At 72.9% G+C, this 16,550-nt stretch carries 13 protein-coding genes; 6 read left to right on the top strand and 7 right to left on the bottom strand.

The window, feature by feature from the left end; translation table 11 throughout:
* Positions 1-11 precede the first annotated feature (11 nt).
* From Pph01_RS21475 to Pph01_RS21465, 3 genes are read right to left on the bottom strand one after another with little or no spacing between them, the layout of a single operon-like run.
* The gene (locus Pph01_RS21475; RefSeq protein WP_204074921.1) at positions 12-1,892 is read right to left on the bottom strand and encodes a dynamin family protein; all 1,881 of its coding nucleotides are present in this window, start codon (positions 1,890-1,892) and stop codon (positions 12-14) included.
* Complete coding sequence (locus Pph01_RS21470) at positions 1,876-3,726, bottom strand: dynamin family protein (protein ID WP_204074920.1); 1,851 nt, start codon at positions 3,724-3,726, stop codon at positions 1,876-1,878. Before Pph01_RS21470 ends, Pph01_RS21475 begins: the two co-directional genes overlap by 17 nt.
* Entirely contained in the window at positions 3,723-4,052 is a 330-nt protein-coding gene (locus Pph01_RS21465; protein ID WP_204074919.1) for a hypothetical protein, read from the bottom strand. Before Pph01_RS21465 ends, Pph01_RS21470 begins: the two co-directional genes overlap by 4 nt.
* Before the next feature lie 47 nt (positions 4,053-4,099).
* Between Pph01_RS21465 and Pph01_RS21460 the strand changes: the two genes are divergently transcribed.
* Complete coding sequence (locus Pph01_RS21460) at positions 4,100-4,642, top strand: RNA polymerase sigma factor (protein WP_204074918.1); 543 nt, start codon at positions 4,100-4,102, stop codon at positions 4,640-4,642.
* A 10-nt stretch (positions 4,643-4,652) separates the two neighbouring features.
* Here Pph01_RS21460 and grpE read toward each other — a convergent pair whose 3' ends face one another.
* From grpE to Pph01_RS21445, 3 genes are all read right to left on the bottom strand, one after another.
* Positions 4,653-5,951, bottom strand: a complete 1,299-nt coding sequence (gene grpE, locus Pph01_RS21455; RefSeq protein ID WP_204074917.1) for a nucleotide exchange factor GrpE — start codon at positions 5,949-5,951, stop codon at positions 4,653-4,655.
* A 55-nt stretch (positions 5,952-6,006) separates the two neighbouring features.
* Positions 6,007-6,930, bottom strand: a complete 924-nt coding sequence (locus tag Pph01_RS21450) for a hypothetical protein (RefSeq protein ID WP_204074916.1) — start codon at positions 6,928-6,930, stop codon at positions 6,007-6,009.
* Positions 6,931-7,051: 121 nt separating this feature from the next.
* Positions 7,052-7,627 carry a GNAT family N-acetyltransferase gene (locus Pph01_RS21445; protein WP_204074915.1) on the bottom strand — a complete coding sequence of 192 codons (576 nt, stop codon included), beginning with the start codon at positions 7,625-7,627 and terminating at the stop codon, positions 7,052-7,054.
* Between the two features lie 56 nt (positions 7,628-7,683).
* On the opposite strand from Pph01_RS21445, the gene Pph01_RS21440 reads away from it, so the two are divergent.
* The gene (locus Pph01_RS21440; RefSeq protein WP_204075080.1) at positions 7,684-9,867 is read left to right on the top strand and encodes a RecQ family ATP-dependent DNA helicase; all 2,184 of its coding nucleotides are present in this window, start codon (positions 7,684-7,686) and stop codon (positions 9,865-9,867) included.
* A gap of 111 nt (positions 9,868-9,978) precedes the next feature.
* Here Pph01_RS21440 and Pph01_RS21435 read toward each other — a convergent pair whose 3' ends face one another.
* Positions 9,979-10,872: a carbohydrate kinase family protein gene (locus Pph01_RS21435; RefSeq protein WP_204074914.1), complete on the bottom strand. Its 894-nt coding sequence runs from the start codon at positions 10,870-10,872 to the stop codon at positions 9,979-9,981.
* Between the two features lie 298 nt (positions 10,873-11,170).
* Between Pph01_RS21435 and Pph01_RS21430 the strand changes: the two genes are divergently transcribed.
* The 4 genes from Pph01_RS21430 to Pph01_RS21415 all read left to right on the top strand — a co-directional run bounded on the left by Pph01_RS21430 (position 11,171) and on the right by Pph01_RS21415 (position 16,540).
* On the top strand, positions 11,171-13,813 hold the full coding sequence (locus Pph01_RS21430) for a bifunctional acetate--CoA ligase family protein/GNAT family N-acetyltransferase (RefSeq protein WP_204074913.1): 2,643 nt from the start codon (positions 11,171-11,173) through the stop codon (positions 13,811-13,813).
* A gap of 56 nt (positions 13,814-13,869) precedes the next feature.
* The gene (locus Pph01_RS21425) at positions 13,870-14,463 is read left to right on the top strand and encodes a DUF5998 family protein (protein ID WP_204074912.1); all 594 of its coding nucleotides are present in this window, start codon (positions 13,870-13,872) and stop codon (positions 14,461-14,463) included.
* An 87-nt stretch (positions 14,464-14,550) separates the two neighbouring features.
* Entirely contained in the window at positions 14,551-15,657 is a 1,107-nt protein-coding gene (locus Pph01_RS21420) for an alkaline phosphatase family protein (protein WP_239116896.1), read from the top strand.
* 70 nt (positions 15,658-15,727) lie between these two features.
* On the top strand, positions 15,728-16,540 hold the full coding sequence (locus Pph01_RS21415) for a sulfurtransferase (RefSeq protein ID WP_204074911.1): 813 nt from the start codon (positions 15,728-15,730) through the stop codon (positions 16,538-16,540).
* The last annotated feature ends 10 nt before the right edge of the window (positions 16,541-16,550 follow it).

Here is a 16,550-nt window from a genome sequence, read left to right as displayed (position 1 = left end):
GCGACCGGCTTCTAGACCGACGGCCTGTTCATCGCGTTGACGGCGGCCGCGATCTCCGCGCGCAACGTCACCGCCCGGCCGCTGAGCGCCGTGATCGTCTCGAGGCGCGTGCTGCCCGACGCGCGGGCCCGGTCGCGGCCCGCCGGATCCTCGCCCACCATCGACCTGAGCTCGGCCCGGCGCGTCTCCAGTTCGCGGCGCTGCTTGGCCAGCGCCTCGTCGGCCGTCTGCTCGACGGCCGTCCGCCAGCCCGCCACCTCTCGTTGCAGGGCGAGCGCGAGGTCGCCGGAGGCCTGCGCGAACTGTTCGGCCAGCAGGCGCCGCAGCGAGGCCTGGTTGCGCTGCACGTCGTCCCACCCGCGGCGCCGGGCGATCACCGCCGCCGCCAGCACCGGGCCGACCACGAACCCGACAGGCGTCAGATGCGCGAGCATGAGCCCGATCGAGGCCGCCATCGAGGCGGCGGGCACCCCTTCGCGGAGGAAGTCGAACCGCGCCGGCGCGGACGGTTCGATGCGCAGGTCGCGCGACCGTACGGCGGGCATCGCCACCCGGGCGAGATCCATCTCGGCGGGGGCGAGGCCCAGTGACGCGAGGAACTCGTTGAGCGCCTGCGTGGTCATCGTGTGCGCCTCGTCGAGGATCTCGTCCCAGGCGGCCTGCAGGGAGCGTTCCACGCTGTCCGGAAGCTGCTCCAGGTAGCGGTCGATCTTCGCCCTCGAGTCCAGCTCGCCGATCGCCTCCTCGTACGGCCGGCGGATCTCGGCCAGACGCGCCCGGACGAGCCCGGCGACCTCCTGCCCGAGGAACTGGTTGCCCGCGCCGAGCCTGCGCCGCTCGCGGGCGGTCGTGGCGAGCTCGGCCAGGGCCTTCTCGACGTCGGCGAGCCGGTTGGCCGGTTCGGCCCCGTCGCCGGAGCCGGCGGCGACCCGGTCCTGGGCGACGGCGGCGAGCGCCGTCAGGACCGAGGTCGCGGCCGAGAGCACGGTGGCGCTCCTGGCGAGCTCGCGCGCGCCCGCGCAGCCGCGGATGTAGTCCTCCAGCGCCGCCATCCCGCTGCGGAGGCGCAACTCCTCCGCGCGCTCGGCGTCGCCGATGGACCGCAGGGCCGCCGACGCCTCGTAGAGCTTCGCGCTGACGGGCAGCCAGGGCGCGCCGAGCAGGTGCCGCACCTGGTCGCCGGGCTCTCCCCGCGTGTCCCGCTCGGCGGCGAAGGCCGCCAGGCGGGCCCGGTTCTCCGCGAGGAGGCTCTGCCAGTTCGCGCTGTCCTCCACCTTGGTGAGGACGAACGCGACCGCTTGCACGCGTGTCGCGGCCTCGGCGAGGAACTCCAGCTCGTGCCGGAGCACGGGCTGGTCCTGGGCGCTGAGCGTGAACAGCAGCGCGTCGGCGCGCTGGAGCGTCGCCACCGTCACCTGGCGATGCCCCACGGTGAGGCTGTCGACGCCGGGGGTGTCGAGCAGTCGCACGCCCTGAAGCAGCGGATGGTCCATCGTGACGTCCACGCTCACCACGTCGCGCCGCCGTGCCGGGTCGCCGGCCATCGACGCGTAGTCGGACAGCCGGCCGGGGTCGATCGGGAAGCTCCCGTCGACCTGGTCGGTCACGACGGCGGTCAGCGCCGGTCCGTGCCGCAGGGCCAGGCAGCAGTTGGTCGCCACGTCGGCGTCGACGGGAAGCAGTCCCGGCCGGCCGAGCATGGAGTTGATCAGCCGGCTCTTTCCGCGCTTTTGCGCGCCGGCGACCACGATGGTCGTCTCGTCCTCCTTCCAGCGCGCGGCGACCCTGGAGAGGATCTCCGAAAGGTCCTCACGGCCGTGCTGCCTGGCCAGCGTGTTCACCTCGTTGGCCAGCCGCAGCACCTGGGTGACGGTTTCAGCGGCGGTCGGCATGTCCGCGGTCCTCCCGGGCGGGCGCGCACGCGAGCGCGATGGCGGCGAAGGTGTCGCAGGCGGTCTCCGCGGCCCGCCGCGTCCGCAGCGGCAGCGGGCGGTGCAGGAGCGATCGGAACCGTGCGCTCAGCGCGGCGGCCAGGGCGGCGACGTCCGTGGAGGCCGCACCCGGCGGTGCGCCCACCTGGGCGGCGCCGTCGTCCCCCTTCAGGAGTCGGTCGAGCGCCGACCGGTCCTCCGGTGTGATCAGCGGCGACGCGCGCAGCAGCCGTACGGCGTCGCCGTCCACGCGGACGGCGGGCAGGTCGGCGGGGGGTAGGGCCGGGGCGGGCGCGTCCGCGGCCGGGGCCGACGCCAGATCCTCCAGGACCCGCAGCACGTCATGGGCCCGCTGGCCGCCCACCCGGCCCTCGGCCATCGTCGCGAGTCCCCGCCAGCGGGCGGACGCCGTACGGGCCGCCTCCGACACCTCCCGCGGGGAGGCGCCAGGAGGCAGTCCCAGCTGCTCGGCGGGGTCGTCCGAGCGGGCCAGCCGCAACAACTCCGCCTGGGCCCGCTCGTCGAGCACGAGCCGGCCGCGGCTCATCGCCTCCACCGCGGCGAAGATCCGCAACCCGGCGAGCCCCGCCGCGATCGGCCGGGTCTCGTCGAGCTCGGCCGCCAGCGCGTCGAGCGTCGTGCGGTCCGAGCCGAACGCCGTCGAGCGGGCCAGCCTGCGGAGCTGGTTGATCCCGGCCAGGGCTTTGAGCTGACCCGCCCTGCGGGCGAAGTGCGTGATCCCCGCGGCGACCGTCCCTCTCGGCGGGGGAGTGCCCGTCCCGAAACCGGAGCGTTCGAGCAGCACGCGGCCGAGCGACTCCGGGTCCGCCGCCTGCCCGCTCCTGAGCGCCGACACGGCGGTGCGGATGCCGTACCGATGAAGCCGCCGGACCAGACGGCGTCCGACGTCGGTGGGGACGGGGGAGTGGGGCGAGCCGGCGAAGTCGCCGAGGTCGAGCAGGAGGTAGCCGAGCAGGTGCTCGTCGAGCGTGGCCAGCGCGTCGAGCGCCTCGATCTCCTGCCGGCCGACGACGGGCGTGCGCGCGGTCTCCGCGAGCAGCCCGATCACCGGGACGACGTCGTACACCGCCGTGCGCAGGTCCGCGTACGCCCGCGCGGCCAGCCTCCTGGCGGTCGGCCACGGATCGTCCTCGTCGCCCCGCCTGTCGATCTGGCTCAGTACGGCGAGTGTGTTGACGGACGTCATGCCGCACGCCTCGGTCAGGTTCCTGAACTCGGTGAGGATGTCGTCGTCGAACCGCTGCACGTAACGCAGGACGTAGATCAGCGCCTGCGCCCGGTCGTCGTCCTCGGCCGTGCCGAACAACATCCGGCGTGCCGCCCGCTCGTTCCCCGCGGTGAGGGTGTTCATCCCCGGCGTGTCCACGACCGTGACCGCGCGCAGCGCCTCCGTGGAGAGCAGGACCCGGGCGCGGACGATCTCGTCCACGGGCGCGCCGAGGTCGGCGGGGAGCCGGTCGTCAGGCTCCAGCCGTGACACCACGACGCGGCCGTCGCCGAGCTCGGCCTCGATCCTGCCGTGGTCGTCGCCGTACTCGTACTGCGTGACGAACGGGGTGCACTCGCCGGGGGCGACCAGGGCGACGGGATGGCCCAGCAGTGCGTTCACCAGGGTGGACTTTCCGCTGCTCACCGAGCCGGCCACCGCGACCTTCAGCGGCGCGTCGAGCCGGGACCGCACCTGGGCGACCTTCTCGCGCAGACCAGGGTCGGCCAGCTTGGCGATCGTTGCGTCGCACAGCTCTGCGAGCCGGTCGCAGGGGTCTGGCGTCATCCGTCCCCGTCCCCGGTGTAGCCGTCGTGGAGGTGATGGTGGTGGTCGTGCCACCCGGCCGGATCGTCGGGGGAGAACTCCGTGCCGGGGTCCCAATGAGCGGAATCGGCGGGGTCCGGAATGAAAGGATCATATGCGCCGAGATCGGAATGACTGTCGTCGGGCGAATTGACGGTTTCGTAGAACATTGCGGCGCTTTCTTCTTCGGTCGGAGAAAGGACCGGGTCGTAAAGCAGACGCTGGAACTCCATTAGTTCCGCACCGTCGAGATCGTGATTACGGTCGAATATCATGCCCGCCCATCCCCTGCCGATGCGGCGTTCCACGTGATCTCATCGTGGCAGATTCCCGGACCCGGGGAGGTCGTCGGAGCATGTCCGCCCCCACAGTCGGCGACGACGAGAACATCCTTCTCGGGGCCGCGCGCGCCGGAGACGCGGAGGCCTTCCGGCGTCTGTGGGCCCCCGTGGAGCGCAGGGCGTTCGGTCTGTGCCTGCACCTCACGGACAACCGGGCGGACGCGCTCGACGCGCTCCAGGAGACCCAGATCGCCGTGTGGCGCAACCTCGGCCGGTTCGAGGGCCGGGCGCCGTTCGCCGCCTGGGTCATGGTGATCGCGCGCAACTCCGCCCGATCGGTGGCGCGGCGGGTCAGGGCGGCGCGGGAGGACCTGCTGTTCCCCGAGGTGGAGCCCGTGGACGTGGAGAGCGGCTTCGACGAGACCGTGGCGGGCCTGGTCGACCTGCGCCGCGCGCTGGCCACGCTGCCCGCGTCGCACAAGGAGGCCCTGCTGCTGTGGGCGGGCGGGCTCACCTACGAGCAGACGGCGGCCGCGCTCCAGGTCCCGCTCAACACCGTGCGGGTCTGGATCTTCCGGGCGCGCAAGGCGCTGCGGGAGACACTCGGGCGGCCGTGAGCCGGGCACGTCAGCGCTCCAGCCGGTAGACGCTCACCCTCGGCACGCGCACGACGCGGTCGCCGTCGACGTATCCGGGGCGTTCCGTGGCCGCGACGACGTCCTGGAGACGGGGGTCGGCTGTCGGGACGACGTCGACCGCTTCGTGCACCCGCCCGTCGAACGACTGCCCGTCGGCGCCGATCTCCCGCACTCCGGCGGAACCCAGGGCGTCCAGCAGGCGGTCCGCCAGGAGGGGTTGCCGCTCGCCGAGCTGGTCCCTGAACCGGATGCAGGCGTCCACGAGAGCGTCCCGGCCGGGCTCGGAGGCGAGCAGCCGGTCGATCTGCTGTGCCAGGGCGTCGCTCACGCCACCGGCTGCGACCTCCCGCAGAGCCGCCGTGAGATGACCGAGCCCGCCGCCCGAGGCCGTCCACGGAGGCGTGGCCGTCCCCACAGGCGCGGCCGCGGGGAAGCCGCCGATTCGAGCGGCCGGTCCTCCGGGGTGGGAGGGCTGCATGGTGGGCACTCCTGGGGGCCATGCCTCCATCTGCGGCGCCCGGCGCCCGCGTGCGACGAACACCGCGCCCGCCGCCACGCCGCCGACGACCAGGACGAGGGCGAGCCCGCCCAGCAGCCAGCCACCCGAGGAGCCGCTGTGCGTAACCGGCACAGCGGTGGTGGGCGGGACCGTCGCGGGGGTCGTCTTCTTGTCCGCGGGGGTCGCGCTCGTGCGCGGGGTCGGGCTCTTCTGCGGGGCCGGGCTCTTACCGGACGGGCCCTGCCCTCCGCCGGCCCCGGGGCTCTTGGACGACTTCGGAGTGGGGCTCCCGCCGCCGGCTCCCTGCTTGGGCTTGTCGGTCGTTTTGGGTTTGACCGTCACCCGGGGATCGGACGTCGTCTGGGGAGGATTGACCGGGGCGACCGCTTCGCCTGCGGTGAGGGGAGCGATCGGGCGGAGGGTCCCGGCGGCCTGCGTCGCCTGCCCCGCCGCCGCCGGGTCGTCTCGCGGTGCCTGCCCCGCAACTGCCGGGTCCTCTTGTGTCGTCTGAGTTGTGGCTGCCGAGCCGCCTTGCGCGGACCGGCCCGCTGCGCCCGCGTCGTCCGCCGGAGCGCCGGCCTGCTCCGCCGCCGCGGGAGCGGTGGCGACGGGCGGGTCCGGGCGGGCGGCCGGTGCCGCGTCCTGCCCCCCCGCTCCGCATCCGGCGAGGACGACCATGACCAGCAGCAGGCCGGGTCCCGCGAGGTGCCGGAGCCTGATCGCCGGGGACGCGGGCGCCGCCGCCCGGGGGCCTCGCCGGTGCCGGTGACCGGGTCGAGTGGGGTTCATGCCCTTCTCCTCCTGTCGAGCCGGCCGTCCTGGCCGGAGGCGACTCTCCCGGGCCTTACTCGGCCGACTCGGCGCGGTCGGCCTCGATCCAGGCGTCGGTCTCCGCCTCGTGCGCCTGGTTCGACCACTGGACCTCGCGGTCGTGCTGGATCACGTCGTTGTAGACCTGGTCCTGGTAGGTGTAGCCCTCGAGCACGGCCGAGTTCCGCGCCGTGTTGTCGATCCGCTCCTCGGCCGCGGACAGCTCGTCGGAGGAGACCGAGCTCGGGTCGAGAGCCGACTTGTAGACGGTTCCGGCATCGGCCATCTGCGCGTTGAGGTTGTCGAGGAAGCCGCCCATGCTGCCGCTCACCGGCGGGACGTAGGCGGTCGCCGTCTCGGGGAACAGGGGAGCGGAGTCGGCCGCGGCGGAGTCAGACGAGTCGTCGACCGGGGTGAGGGTCGCCGCGTCCGAGAGGTCCGAGGAGTCCGACGAGCCCGAGGAATCCGACGAGCCCGAGGAATCCGTGTAGTCCTCGGAGTCCGAGGAGTCGTAGTCGGAGCCGGAGTCGTCCGAAGACTCGTCAGACTCGTCAGACTCGTCTGAGTCGTCGTAGTCCGCCGAGTCGTCCGAGTCGCCGCTGCTGTCCTCGTCCTCGTCCGCTTCCTCCGAGTCGTCGGAACCAGAAGAGCCGGAGGAATCGGAAATATCCGAGGTGTCCGAGTAGTCGGCGGAGACCAACTGGATGTCGGCCACACCGTCGCTGTCGACGTCGAACAGCTCCTCGTCGGCCGTCCCGTCGTAGTCGGCGTCGGTGTACTCCACGTCGGCCACGCCGTCCGCGTCGAGGTCGTACCTCTCGGAGTCGGCGATGCCGTCGCTGTTGCCGTCCGTGAACTGCTGATCGGCGATTCCGTCGCCGTTGTTGTCGACGAGCAGGGTGTCCTCGGTCCCGTCGCTGTCGAGGTCGGCCCACTGCTCGGCGTCGAAGGCGTCCATGCGTTGCTCCGTGGTGTTCCGGACAGATGCGTCACGGATGGGGACGCCGACGGAGGGCGCATTGTTTCAGCGGGAGCCCGGCGGGGTTCGCCCGCCGGGCGTCGACGGGGGCGGTACGGCGTCAGTCGCGGGGGCCGGCCCCCGGCCACGGACCGGGCGTCACGCCCTCGTCCTCGTCGCCGGGCACGTTGAGCCTGGTGTCGTAGATCTGGAAGCCGCGGGCCTGGTAGTTGGCCAGGGCCGCCGGGCCGTCCAGTGAGCAGGTGTGCACCCAGACGCGGCGCGTCTTCTCACGGCCGGGCCAGCGGTCGGCGAGGTCCCAGGCGCGGGCCGTGCCGGTCGCCAGCAGGTGCCCGCCGAGGCCCCGCCCGATGGCGAACGGCAGGAGCCCGAAGTTGGTGATCTCCACCGTGCCCTCGTCCTGGGCGGCGAGCTCCACGTATCCGGCGGGCGTCCCCTGGGACCAGGCGACCCAGGTCTCGAGACCGGGACGGCTGAGCCAGTCCATCCACTGCCGCCAGGTCCAGGGCAGCCGCGTGGTCCACTGCCAGTCGCCGCCCACCGAGGTGTAGAGGAACCGGCTGAACTCGGGGCTCGGGCGTTCCGCGCGGACGACCTCGACCGAGTCGGGGAGAGGACGGCCGGGGCGCAGGTCGCCGGGGCTGTGCTGTTCGAGATACCACGTGGTCACGTCCATAGCAGGGCTTATCAAACCATGACATCTCGCCCATCTGGCGGATGCCCCTCGCCTCCATGGCCCTCGAGGGTCCCTCGAAAGGGCTCGGGTACGGAGGCCGTTCGTCACCTGAACCTGGTACCAATGACCGGGTGAGCGAAGAGGAGTCCCTGAGGGAAGAGGCCGAGGAGCGGCTGCGGGCGCTGGCCGGTGAGGACGCGCGCCTGCGCGACGACCAATGGGCGGCGATCAAGGCGCTGGTCGTCGACCGCCGCAGGGCGCTGGTCGTCCAGCGCACGGGCTGGGGCAAGTCCGCCGTCTACTTCATCGCGACGGCACTGCTGCGCGAGCTGGGCGAGGGCCCGACGGTCATCATCTCGCCGCTGCTGGCGCTCATGCGCAACCAGATCGCCGCCGCGGAGCGCGCCGGCATCCACGCCGCCACCATCAACTCGGCCAACCCGGAGGAGTGGGAGAAGACCTACGCCCAGGTCGCCGAGGGCATGGTCGACGTGCTCCTGGTCAGCCCCGAACGGCTGAACAACCCCGAGTTCCGCGACCAGGTCCTCCCCGAGCTCGCCGAGAGCGCCGGCCTCGTCGTGATCGACGAGGCCCACTGCATCTCCGACTGGGGTCACGACTTCCGTCCCGACTACCGCAGGCTCCGCACGATGCTCGCCGAGCTTCCGCCGGGCATCCCCGTGCTCGCCACCACCGCGACCGCCAACGCGCGGGTCACCCGTGACGTCGCCGAGCAGTTGGCCGTCGTCGCGGATCCGGAGGAGGCCGAGCTCGGCGACGTCCTGGTCCTGCGGGGGCCGCTGGAGCGCGAGAGCCTCCATCTCGGCGTCGTACGGCTCCGCGGCGCCGAGCAGCGGCTCGCGTGGCTGGCGCGGACGCTCCACGAGCTGCCCGGTTCGGGGATCGTCTACACGCTGACCGTGGCGGCCGCGCAGGAGATCGCGGCCTACCTGCGCGAGCAGGGGCACCCCGTCGCGGCCTACACCGGGCAGACCGAGCCCGCCGAGCGGCTGGCCGCCGAGGAGGACCTGCTCGGCAACAAGATCAAGGCGCTCGTCGCCACCTCGGCCCTCGGCATGGGGTTCGACAAGCCCGACCTGGGGTTCGTCGTCCACGTGGGCGCTCCGCCGTCACCGGTGGCGTACTACCAGCAGGTCGGCAGGGCGGGGCGCGGCGTCGAGCAGGCCGAGGTGATCCTCCTGCCCGGTACCGAGGACCAGGAGATCTGGAGCTATTTCGGCTCGCTGGCCTTCCCGCCGGAGCCGGTGGTCCGCACCACCCTGGACGCGCTCGCCGAAGGGGAGACCCTGTCGACCGCCGCGCTGGAGACGCGCGTCGACCTCAGCCGCAGCCGCATGGAGATGATGCTCAAGGTCCTCGACGTGGACGGCGCGGTCCGCCGGGTCAAGGGCGGCTGGGAGGCGACCGGCGAATCGTGGACCTACGACGCCGACCGGTACGCGCGGGTCGCGGCGGAGCGCAAGGCGGAGCAGGACGCCATGCTCGGCTACATCACGACGGCCGACTGCCGGGAGGAGTTCCTCCGCCGCCATCTGGACGACGAGGCCGCGACTCCGTGCGGCCGGTGCGACAACTGCACCGGTGCCCACCGTTCCGCGGAGATCGCGCAGGAGGCCGTGGAGGCCGCGCGGGCCCGCCTCACGCGGCCGGGGATCGAGATCGAGCCGCGACGGCAGTGGCCGACCGGGCTGGCCGACCTCAAGGGGCGGATCAAGCCGGACCTGTCGGCCGGCTCAGGGCGCGCCCTCGGCCGGCTGACCGACATCGGCTGGGGCACCCGCCTCAGGGAGCTGCTCGCGGCGGGCGACGCCCCCGTGCCGAACGAGGTGCTCTCGGCGGTCGTCGCGGTGCTGACGTCGTGGAACTGGGAGCAGCGCCCCGTCGCCGTGGTGAACATCCCTTCGGCATCCCGCCCGACACTGGTCCGGAGCCTCGGCGAGGGGATCGCGCGGATCGGGCGGCTGGCGTACCTGGGCGAGCTGGGTTACCGCAGCGGGTCACCGGGCCGTCAGTACAACAGCGCCCAGCGGGTGGCCGCCATCCGGAACACCCTGGCGATGCCGCGCGAGCTGGGCGGCAGGATCGCCGAGCTGGGCGGGCCCGTGCTCCTCGTGGACGACCGCGTCGACACCGGTTGGACCATGGCCCTGGCCGCTGCGCAGATCCGGCACGCGGGCGCGCCCGCGGTGTTGCCCCTGGCGCTGGCCACGACGACCTGAGCCCGACCATCTGAGCTCGGTCACCTGAGCTCGGTCACCTGAGCCCGGACACGGGACAGGCCCCCGCCGAGGGCGAGGGCCTGTCCCGGAAGCCGGATCAGAGAGGGCGGATCAGAGACGGGGGCGGGCGCCGAGGTTGGAGATGCACCGGGCGGCCAGCGCGTTGCCCGCGGCGAGGGCCTCGGTCGGCGGCTTGCCGTCCAGCCACTGGGGCAGGAAGCCCGCGGCGAAGGCGTCGCCCGCACCCGTGCCGTCCACCACCCGGTCGACGGACTCGGCCGGCACGCGAACCGGCTCCGCGCGGTTGTTGGTGTACCAGAGCGCGCCTTCGTCGTTCAGCTTGATCACGACCTGCGGGAACCAGGCGGTCAGCACCTTGGCGGCGGATTCGGGCTCGTCACGGCCGGTGAGGACCTTCGCCTGGTCGGCGTTGGCGAACAGCAGCTTGACGCCGTGGGTCCACTCGAGGAACGGCTCCGCCCCGGTGCGCTCGACGGGCGCCGATGACGCGCAGTCGACCGAGATCGACATCCCGGTACGGCGGGCGAGATCAAGCGCGGCCAGGCCGGCGTCGCGGGAGCCCTCGTTGATCAGCGTGTAGCCGGACATGTGCAGGTGGCTGCCGCCCGCGAAGAGGTCCCGGGGCAGGTCCTCGGGAGAGAGCGCGGCGTTCGCGCCCGGGTCGGACAGCATGGTCCGCTCGCCCTTGTGCGTCACGAGGACGACGCAGGTGCCGGTGGGCCGCTCGGGATCCATCACGAGCCGGGCGTCCACGCCGTAGCCCATGAGCTCCATGTCGCGGTTCCGGCCGGTGATGTCGGCGCCGCGGCGTCCGATGAAGGCCACCTCCGAGCCCTCCACGGCCAGCCAGGACGCGATGTTGGCGCCGGAGCCCCCACCGTGCATGGTCACCACGGCAGGGGTGTCGCTCGCCCTCGCGAGAGGGAACTTGGCGCGGGCGACCGCGTCCGTCATGAGATCGCCCACCACGACGACCCGCGTCATGATGTCACCACCTTGCCGACTGCTGTGGAGGTGAGTCCGCCGCTGCCTGTGGAGGGGCGGCGTCCTCTCCGTGCTGTGAGGCTGACGCGAAGAAACCTAACAGTTTCCGGGGGTGCCGTGGGGCAGAGAGCGGACACCGGAGCGCAGTCGATGCACAAGCGTTGCCCAACTCACCAGCTGGAGAGTTGTCGTCTTTCGCTACGATCCCGGCCGTGCGTAAGCAGTGTCACACCGGGGTTTCGTAAAAGTAAGAAACACCTCAATCAACAGCAAGCCGGACAACGCTAGCCTCTCGTTCGTGCGACCTCATTACCCCGCCCACTGGGAGGCGGACGTCGTCCTTTCCGACGGGGGCACGGCACACCTGCGCCCGATCAGGCCGGACGACGCCGACGTGCTGCGCTCCTTCTACTCCCGGCTGTCCGAGCAGTCGATCTTCTTCCGGTTCTTCGGCCCGCGGCCGCGGCTCACCGACCGGGAGGTCGCCTGGTTCACCAACGTCGACTACGACGACCGCGTCGCCCTCATCGCCACGATCGGCACCGAGATGGTCGCGGTCGTACGGTACGACCGGGTCGAGCCCAGGGACCACGCCGAGGTCGCCTTCCTCGTCGAGGACCGCCATCAGGGCAGGGGAATGGCGTCGATCCTGATGGAGCACCTCAGGGCCGCGGCGAGGGAACGCGGGATCAGGACGTTCATCGCCGACATCCTGCCGGGCAACCACCGGATGACGGGCCTGCTCCGGCAGGCCGGTTACACGGCGCAGAGCCAGTTCGAGGACGGCGTCGTCCGCATGACGCTCGACCTGGCGACCACGGAGACCGCGCTCGAGGTCAGACTGGCCCGCGAGCACCGCTCCGAGGCCAGGTCCATCGAACGCCTGCTGACGCCCGGTTCGGTCGCGGTCATCGGGGCCAGCAGGGAACCCGGCGGCATCGGGCAGGCGGTCCTGCGCAACCTGCTCGGCGCCGACTTCTCCGGCCCGGTGTACCCCGTGCACAGGCACGCGCGCGCCGTCGCGGGCGTCCGGGCGTACAAGAGCGTCTCCGCGATCGACGGCGACGTCGACCTGGCCGTCCTGGCCGTGCCCGCCGAGGCCGTGCTCGACGTGGTCAGGGAGTGCGCGGAGAAGGGCGTCAAGGGTCTCGTCGTGGTCTCGTCGGGCTTCGGTGAGACCGGCGACGACGGCCGGTCCCGCCAGGAGGAGCTCGTCAGCATCTCCCGGGCGTACGGCCTGCGCGTGGTCGGCCCCAACTGCCTCGGCATCGCCAACACCGACCCCGCGGTACGGCTCAACGCGACCCTGGCGGAGACCCTCCCCGGCCGCGGGCGGGTCGGGTTCTTCAGCCAGTCGGGGGCGCTCGGCACGGCCCTGCTGCAGAGGGTGGCCCAGCGGGGCATGGGGATCTCGACCTTCGTGTCCGCGGGCAACCGCGCCGACGTCTCGGGTAACGACCTCCTCCAGTACTGGGAGGAGGACCCCGACACCGACGTGATCCTGCTCTACCTCGAGTCCCTGGGAAATCCGCGCAAGTTCACTCGCCTGGCCCGCCGGATCTCACGGAGCAAGCCGATCGTCGTCGTCAAGAGCCGCGGGGTCCCGGGAGGTCACGCCGCTCCCGACCTCGGCCTGCCGGACACGGCGCTGAGCTCCCTGTTCGAAGAGGCCGGGGTGATCCGCGTCGACGACCTCACCCAGCTGTTCGACGTCGCCCAGTTATTGGCCTACCAGCCGCTTCCCGCGGGTCCCCGGGTCGGCGTGGTGAGCAACTCCGACGCCCTGGCCCTGCTCGCCGTCGAGGCCTGCGTCGCCGCCGGGCTGGAGCCCGCTCCACCGGTGAACCTGGGCGCGCAGGCCCGGGCCGCCGAGTTCGCCGGGGCGTTGACGGAGGTCCTCCCCACGGTGGACGCGGCCGTGGCCGTCTACATGCCGCCGATCCCCGGCGGATCCGGCGAGATCGCCGCCGCGCTGCTGAAGGTGGCCCGGGAGTCGGGCAAGCCGGTGCTGGCCACCTTCCAGGGCGAGATGGGCATGCCGGTCGCCCTCCGCACCCCCGTTTCACCCCAGGACGCCGCTGGCGCGCCCGCGGCCCCGGGAAAGGGGTCGATCCCCTCCTATCCCGCGCCGGAGGAGGCCGTCCGAGCCCTCGCCCATGTCGTACGGCACGCCCGCTGGCGCGAACGGCCCGCGGGCACGGTCCCCGAACTCGGCGGCATCGACACCGCGGGAGCCCGGGAACTCGTCGCCGCCGCCGTCGGCGAGGACGGCCGGGACCGGGAGATCGACGCCACGGCACTGCTGGCCCGCTACGGCGTGGAGGTGTGGCCGGCGGAGGAGGTCGCCTCGGCCGACGAAGCCGTCGAGGCGGCCGAGCGGGCCGGCTGGCCGGTCGTGGTCAAGGCCACCGGCCCCGACGCCGCCCAGCGGGCGGGAACCGTCCGGCTCGGCCTCGGCGAGCCGTCCGGCGTCCGGCAGGCCTACACCGGCCTGGCCGCCCTGCTCGGGCCCGGAGCGACCCTCGCCGTCCAGCGCATGGCCCCGCAACCGGCGGTGCCGACAGTCGTCGGGGTGGTCCAGGACGGCCTCTTCGGCGGGGTGGTGTCCTTCGGGCTGGCCGAGGTCGCCGCGCGGCTCCTCGGTGACCGCGAATACCGCCTCGCCCCACTGACTGCGGAGGACGCCGAAGGCCTGGTCCGCTCCGTCCGGACCGCGCCGCTCCTCTTCGGCCAGTACGGCTACCCGCCGGTGGACGTGGAGGCGCTCGGGGACCTGCTCGTCCGGGTGGGGCTGCTGGCCGACGCGCTGCCCGAGGTGGTCAGGATGGAGCTCGACCCGGTCCTGGTCGGCCCCTCCGGGGTGACGGTCCTCGGCGCCCGCGCGGTGCTGCGGCCGGCGTCCGCTCTCCGTCCGGACGGGGGTCCCCGCCGCCTGGGCTGAGGCGGCGGAGCCGCTCGGGTGTGAAACCGGTGTCCCTTACAGGGCAGGATGGACCTATGAGGGAAACCCGAGTCTCCGCCGCGGGCATGCGCGAGGCCATCGACCGCAGCGGCTACTACCCCGACCTGGTGGCTGACGCCGTGGACTCCGCGCTCGGCAAGGAGCAGGTCACGGCGTACGTCGTGCATCACGAGGCCACGTTCGACCCGGCGATGGAAGTCCGCAGGCACGTCACCGTCCTGGTGCTCTCGCCCACCAGGCTGCTCGTCTGCCACACCGACGAACACCCTCCCGCCGAGGGCATGCCCGCCTCGCACGCCTCCACCACCACAGAGGCGGTGCGGCTCAGCCGGATCCAGTCGGTCGCGGTGACCAGGGTCGTCCCCGACCCGGCGTCCTACGTGCCGGGGGTCGCCCCGAGCGAGGTCACGCTCACCATCGGGTGGGGCGCCATCTCTCATCTCGATCTCGAACCCGCGACCTGCGGAGACGAGAACTGCGAGGCCGATCACGGCTACACCGGCGCGATCACGGCCGACGACCTGTCCCTCCGGGTGAGCGAGGCGGCCGACGGCCCCGAGGCGGTCGTCCACGTCCTGGCGTTCGCCAAGGCGCTCTCGGAGGCCACCGCCCGCGCCGCCACCGGATGATCCGTCCCTACTGAGCCTGGAGGCGATGTGACCGAGTCGGGGATTTCCGGCCCGCGGCCCATTACGGCGTCCGAGACGCCGCCGGCCGTGCCCGTCGTACCGGCGTACGGCACGGCCTCGCTCGCGGACCTGCCGGAGTCCCTGCTCGCCTCCCTGGGGATGCCCACCACCAACGTCCTCGGCCTCGAACCCGCCGAACGGGTGTGCCTGTTCCTCGTCGACGGGCTCGGGGCGGAGCTTCTCGCCGCCCATCCCGGCGCGGCGCCGTTCCTGTCCGCGCATCTGCGCCGGACGCTCACCGCGGGCTTCCCGTCGTCGACCCCGACGAGCCTGGCCACGCTCGGCACCGGCACCCCGCCGGGCGAGCACGGGATGATCGGCATCTCCATGGCGATCCCGGGTGAGGGGCGGATGCTGAACTGCCTGCGCTGGACGGCTCCCGGCCTGCCCGTCGACCCCGACGTCTGGCAGCCGGCCGACACCGTCTACCAGCGGATGCACGCCAACGGGATCCGGCCCGTCTACGTCGCCCCTGGGGCCTTCGACGGCACCGGGCTGACCCGGGCGGTCTACCGGGGCGTGCGCTATCACGCCGCCGAGACCGTCGACGAACGGGTCGAGGGCGTGCGGCGGGCCCTGGCGGAGAGCTCCTACGTGGTCGTCTACTACGGCGACCTCGACGCCATGGGCCACATGACCGGGTGGGGCAGCGCCCAGTGGCTGGAACAACTGGCGATCGTCGACCGCATGGCGGAGCGGATCGCCGAGGGGATGCCGCCGGGGTCGGCCCTGTACGTGACGGCCGACCACGGCATGATCAACGCCGTCGACAAGGTCGACGTGGACGAGTCGCCCGTGCTCCAGGAGGGCGTCGTCATGCTGGGCGGCGACGCCCGCGCCCGTCACGTCTACACCGCTCCCGGCGCGGCGGCCGCCGTCCTCGAGACGTGGCGCACGGTCTTCCACGGCCGCGCCTGGGTGGTCTCGCGCGAGGAGGCCGTCGCCGAGGGCTGGTTCGGGCGCACGGTGCGGAAGGAGTGGCTCGGCCGGATCGGCGACGTCATGGCGGTGCCGTACGGCGACTGCGTGATCGTCGCCTCGCGCGCCGAACCGCTCGAATCGTCGCTCGTCGGCTACCACGGTTCGCTGACGACGGCCGAGCAGACCGTTCCCCTGCTTGGGATCCGCCGATGACGGCCGCGCAGGGATCTCGGCCCGGGGCAGCAGGCACAATGACGAGGCGCATCGCGTCAGGAGGTTTCCGATGAGCCCACTGATCACTCCGGAGGAGCTGTCCGCGCTCCACGACGTCGCCATTCTCGACGTGCGGTGGAGGCTCGGCGGTCCTCCCGGGGCCGATTCCTACGCGGAGGGGCACATCCCGGGCGCCGTCTTCTGCGACCTCGACGCCGACCTCGCCGCCCCGGCCGGGCCCGGCGGACGCCACCCGCTGCCGGCCGCCGGCGCCTTCCAGGCCGCCATGCGCCGCCTCGGCGTGTCCGGGGCCCGAGCGGTCGTGGTCTACGACGACGCGGACTCCACGGCCGCCGCCCGCGCGTGGTGGACGCTGCGCTACTACGGCCACGGCGACGTCCGCGTGCTCGACGGGGGCCTGCGGGCGTGGGCCAGGGCCGGGCTGCCCGTAGTGAAGGACCGCGCCGACGTGCCGCCCGGCGACTTCGAGGCGGTCCCCGGCGGTATGCCGCTGCTCGACGCGGACCAGGCCGCCGCGCTCGCGGACAGCGGGGTCCTGCTCGACGCGAGGGCCGGCGAGCGTTACCGGGGCGAGGTCGAGCCCATCGACCCGGTGGCCGGCCACATCCCCGGAGCGATCAGCGCCCCCACGGCGCAGAACGTCGAGCCCGGCGGCCGGTTCCGGTCGCGGGGTTTCCTGCGCGAGCGGTTCAACACACTGGGCGTCGTCGACGGCGTCCAGGTGGGCGCCTACTGCGGGTCGGGCGTCACCGCCGCCCATGAGGTCCTCGCGCTGGAGGTGGCGGGCATCACGGCCGCCCTCTACGCCGGTTCGTGGTCCAACTGGGTGGCCGACCCCACGCGGCCCGTCGCCACGGGCTGACTCGTCCTCA

Source organism: Planotetraspora phitsanulokensis (assembly GCF_016863295.1).
Classification (GTDB): Bacteria; Actinomycetota; Actinomycetes; order Streptosporangiales; family Streptosporangiaceae; genus Planotetraspora; species Planotetraspora phitsanulokensis.
The sequence above is the reverse complement of the archived record's forward strand: the minus strand, read 5'-3'. Positions and strand labels throughout refer to the sequence as shown.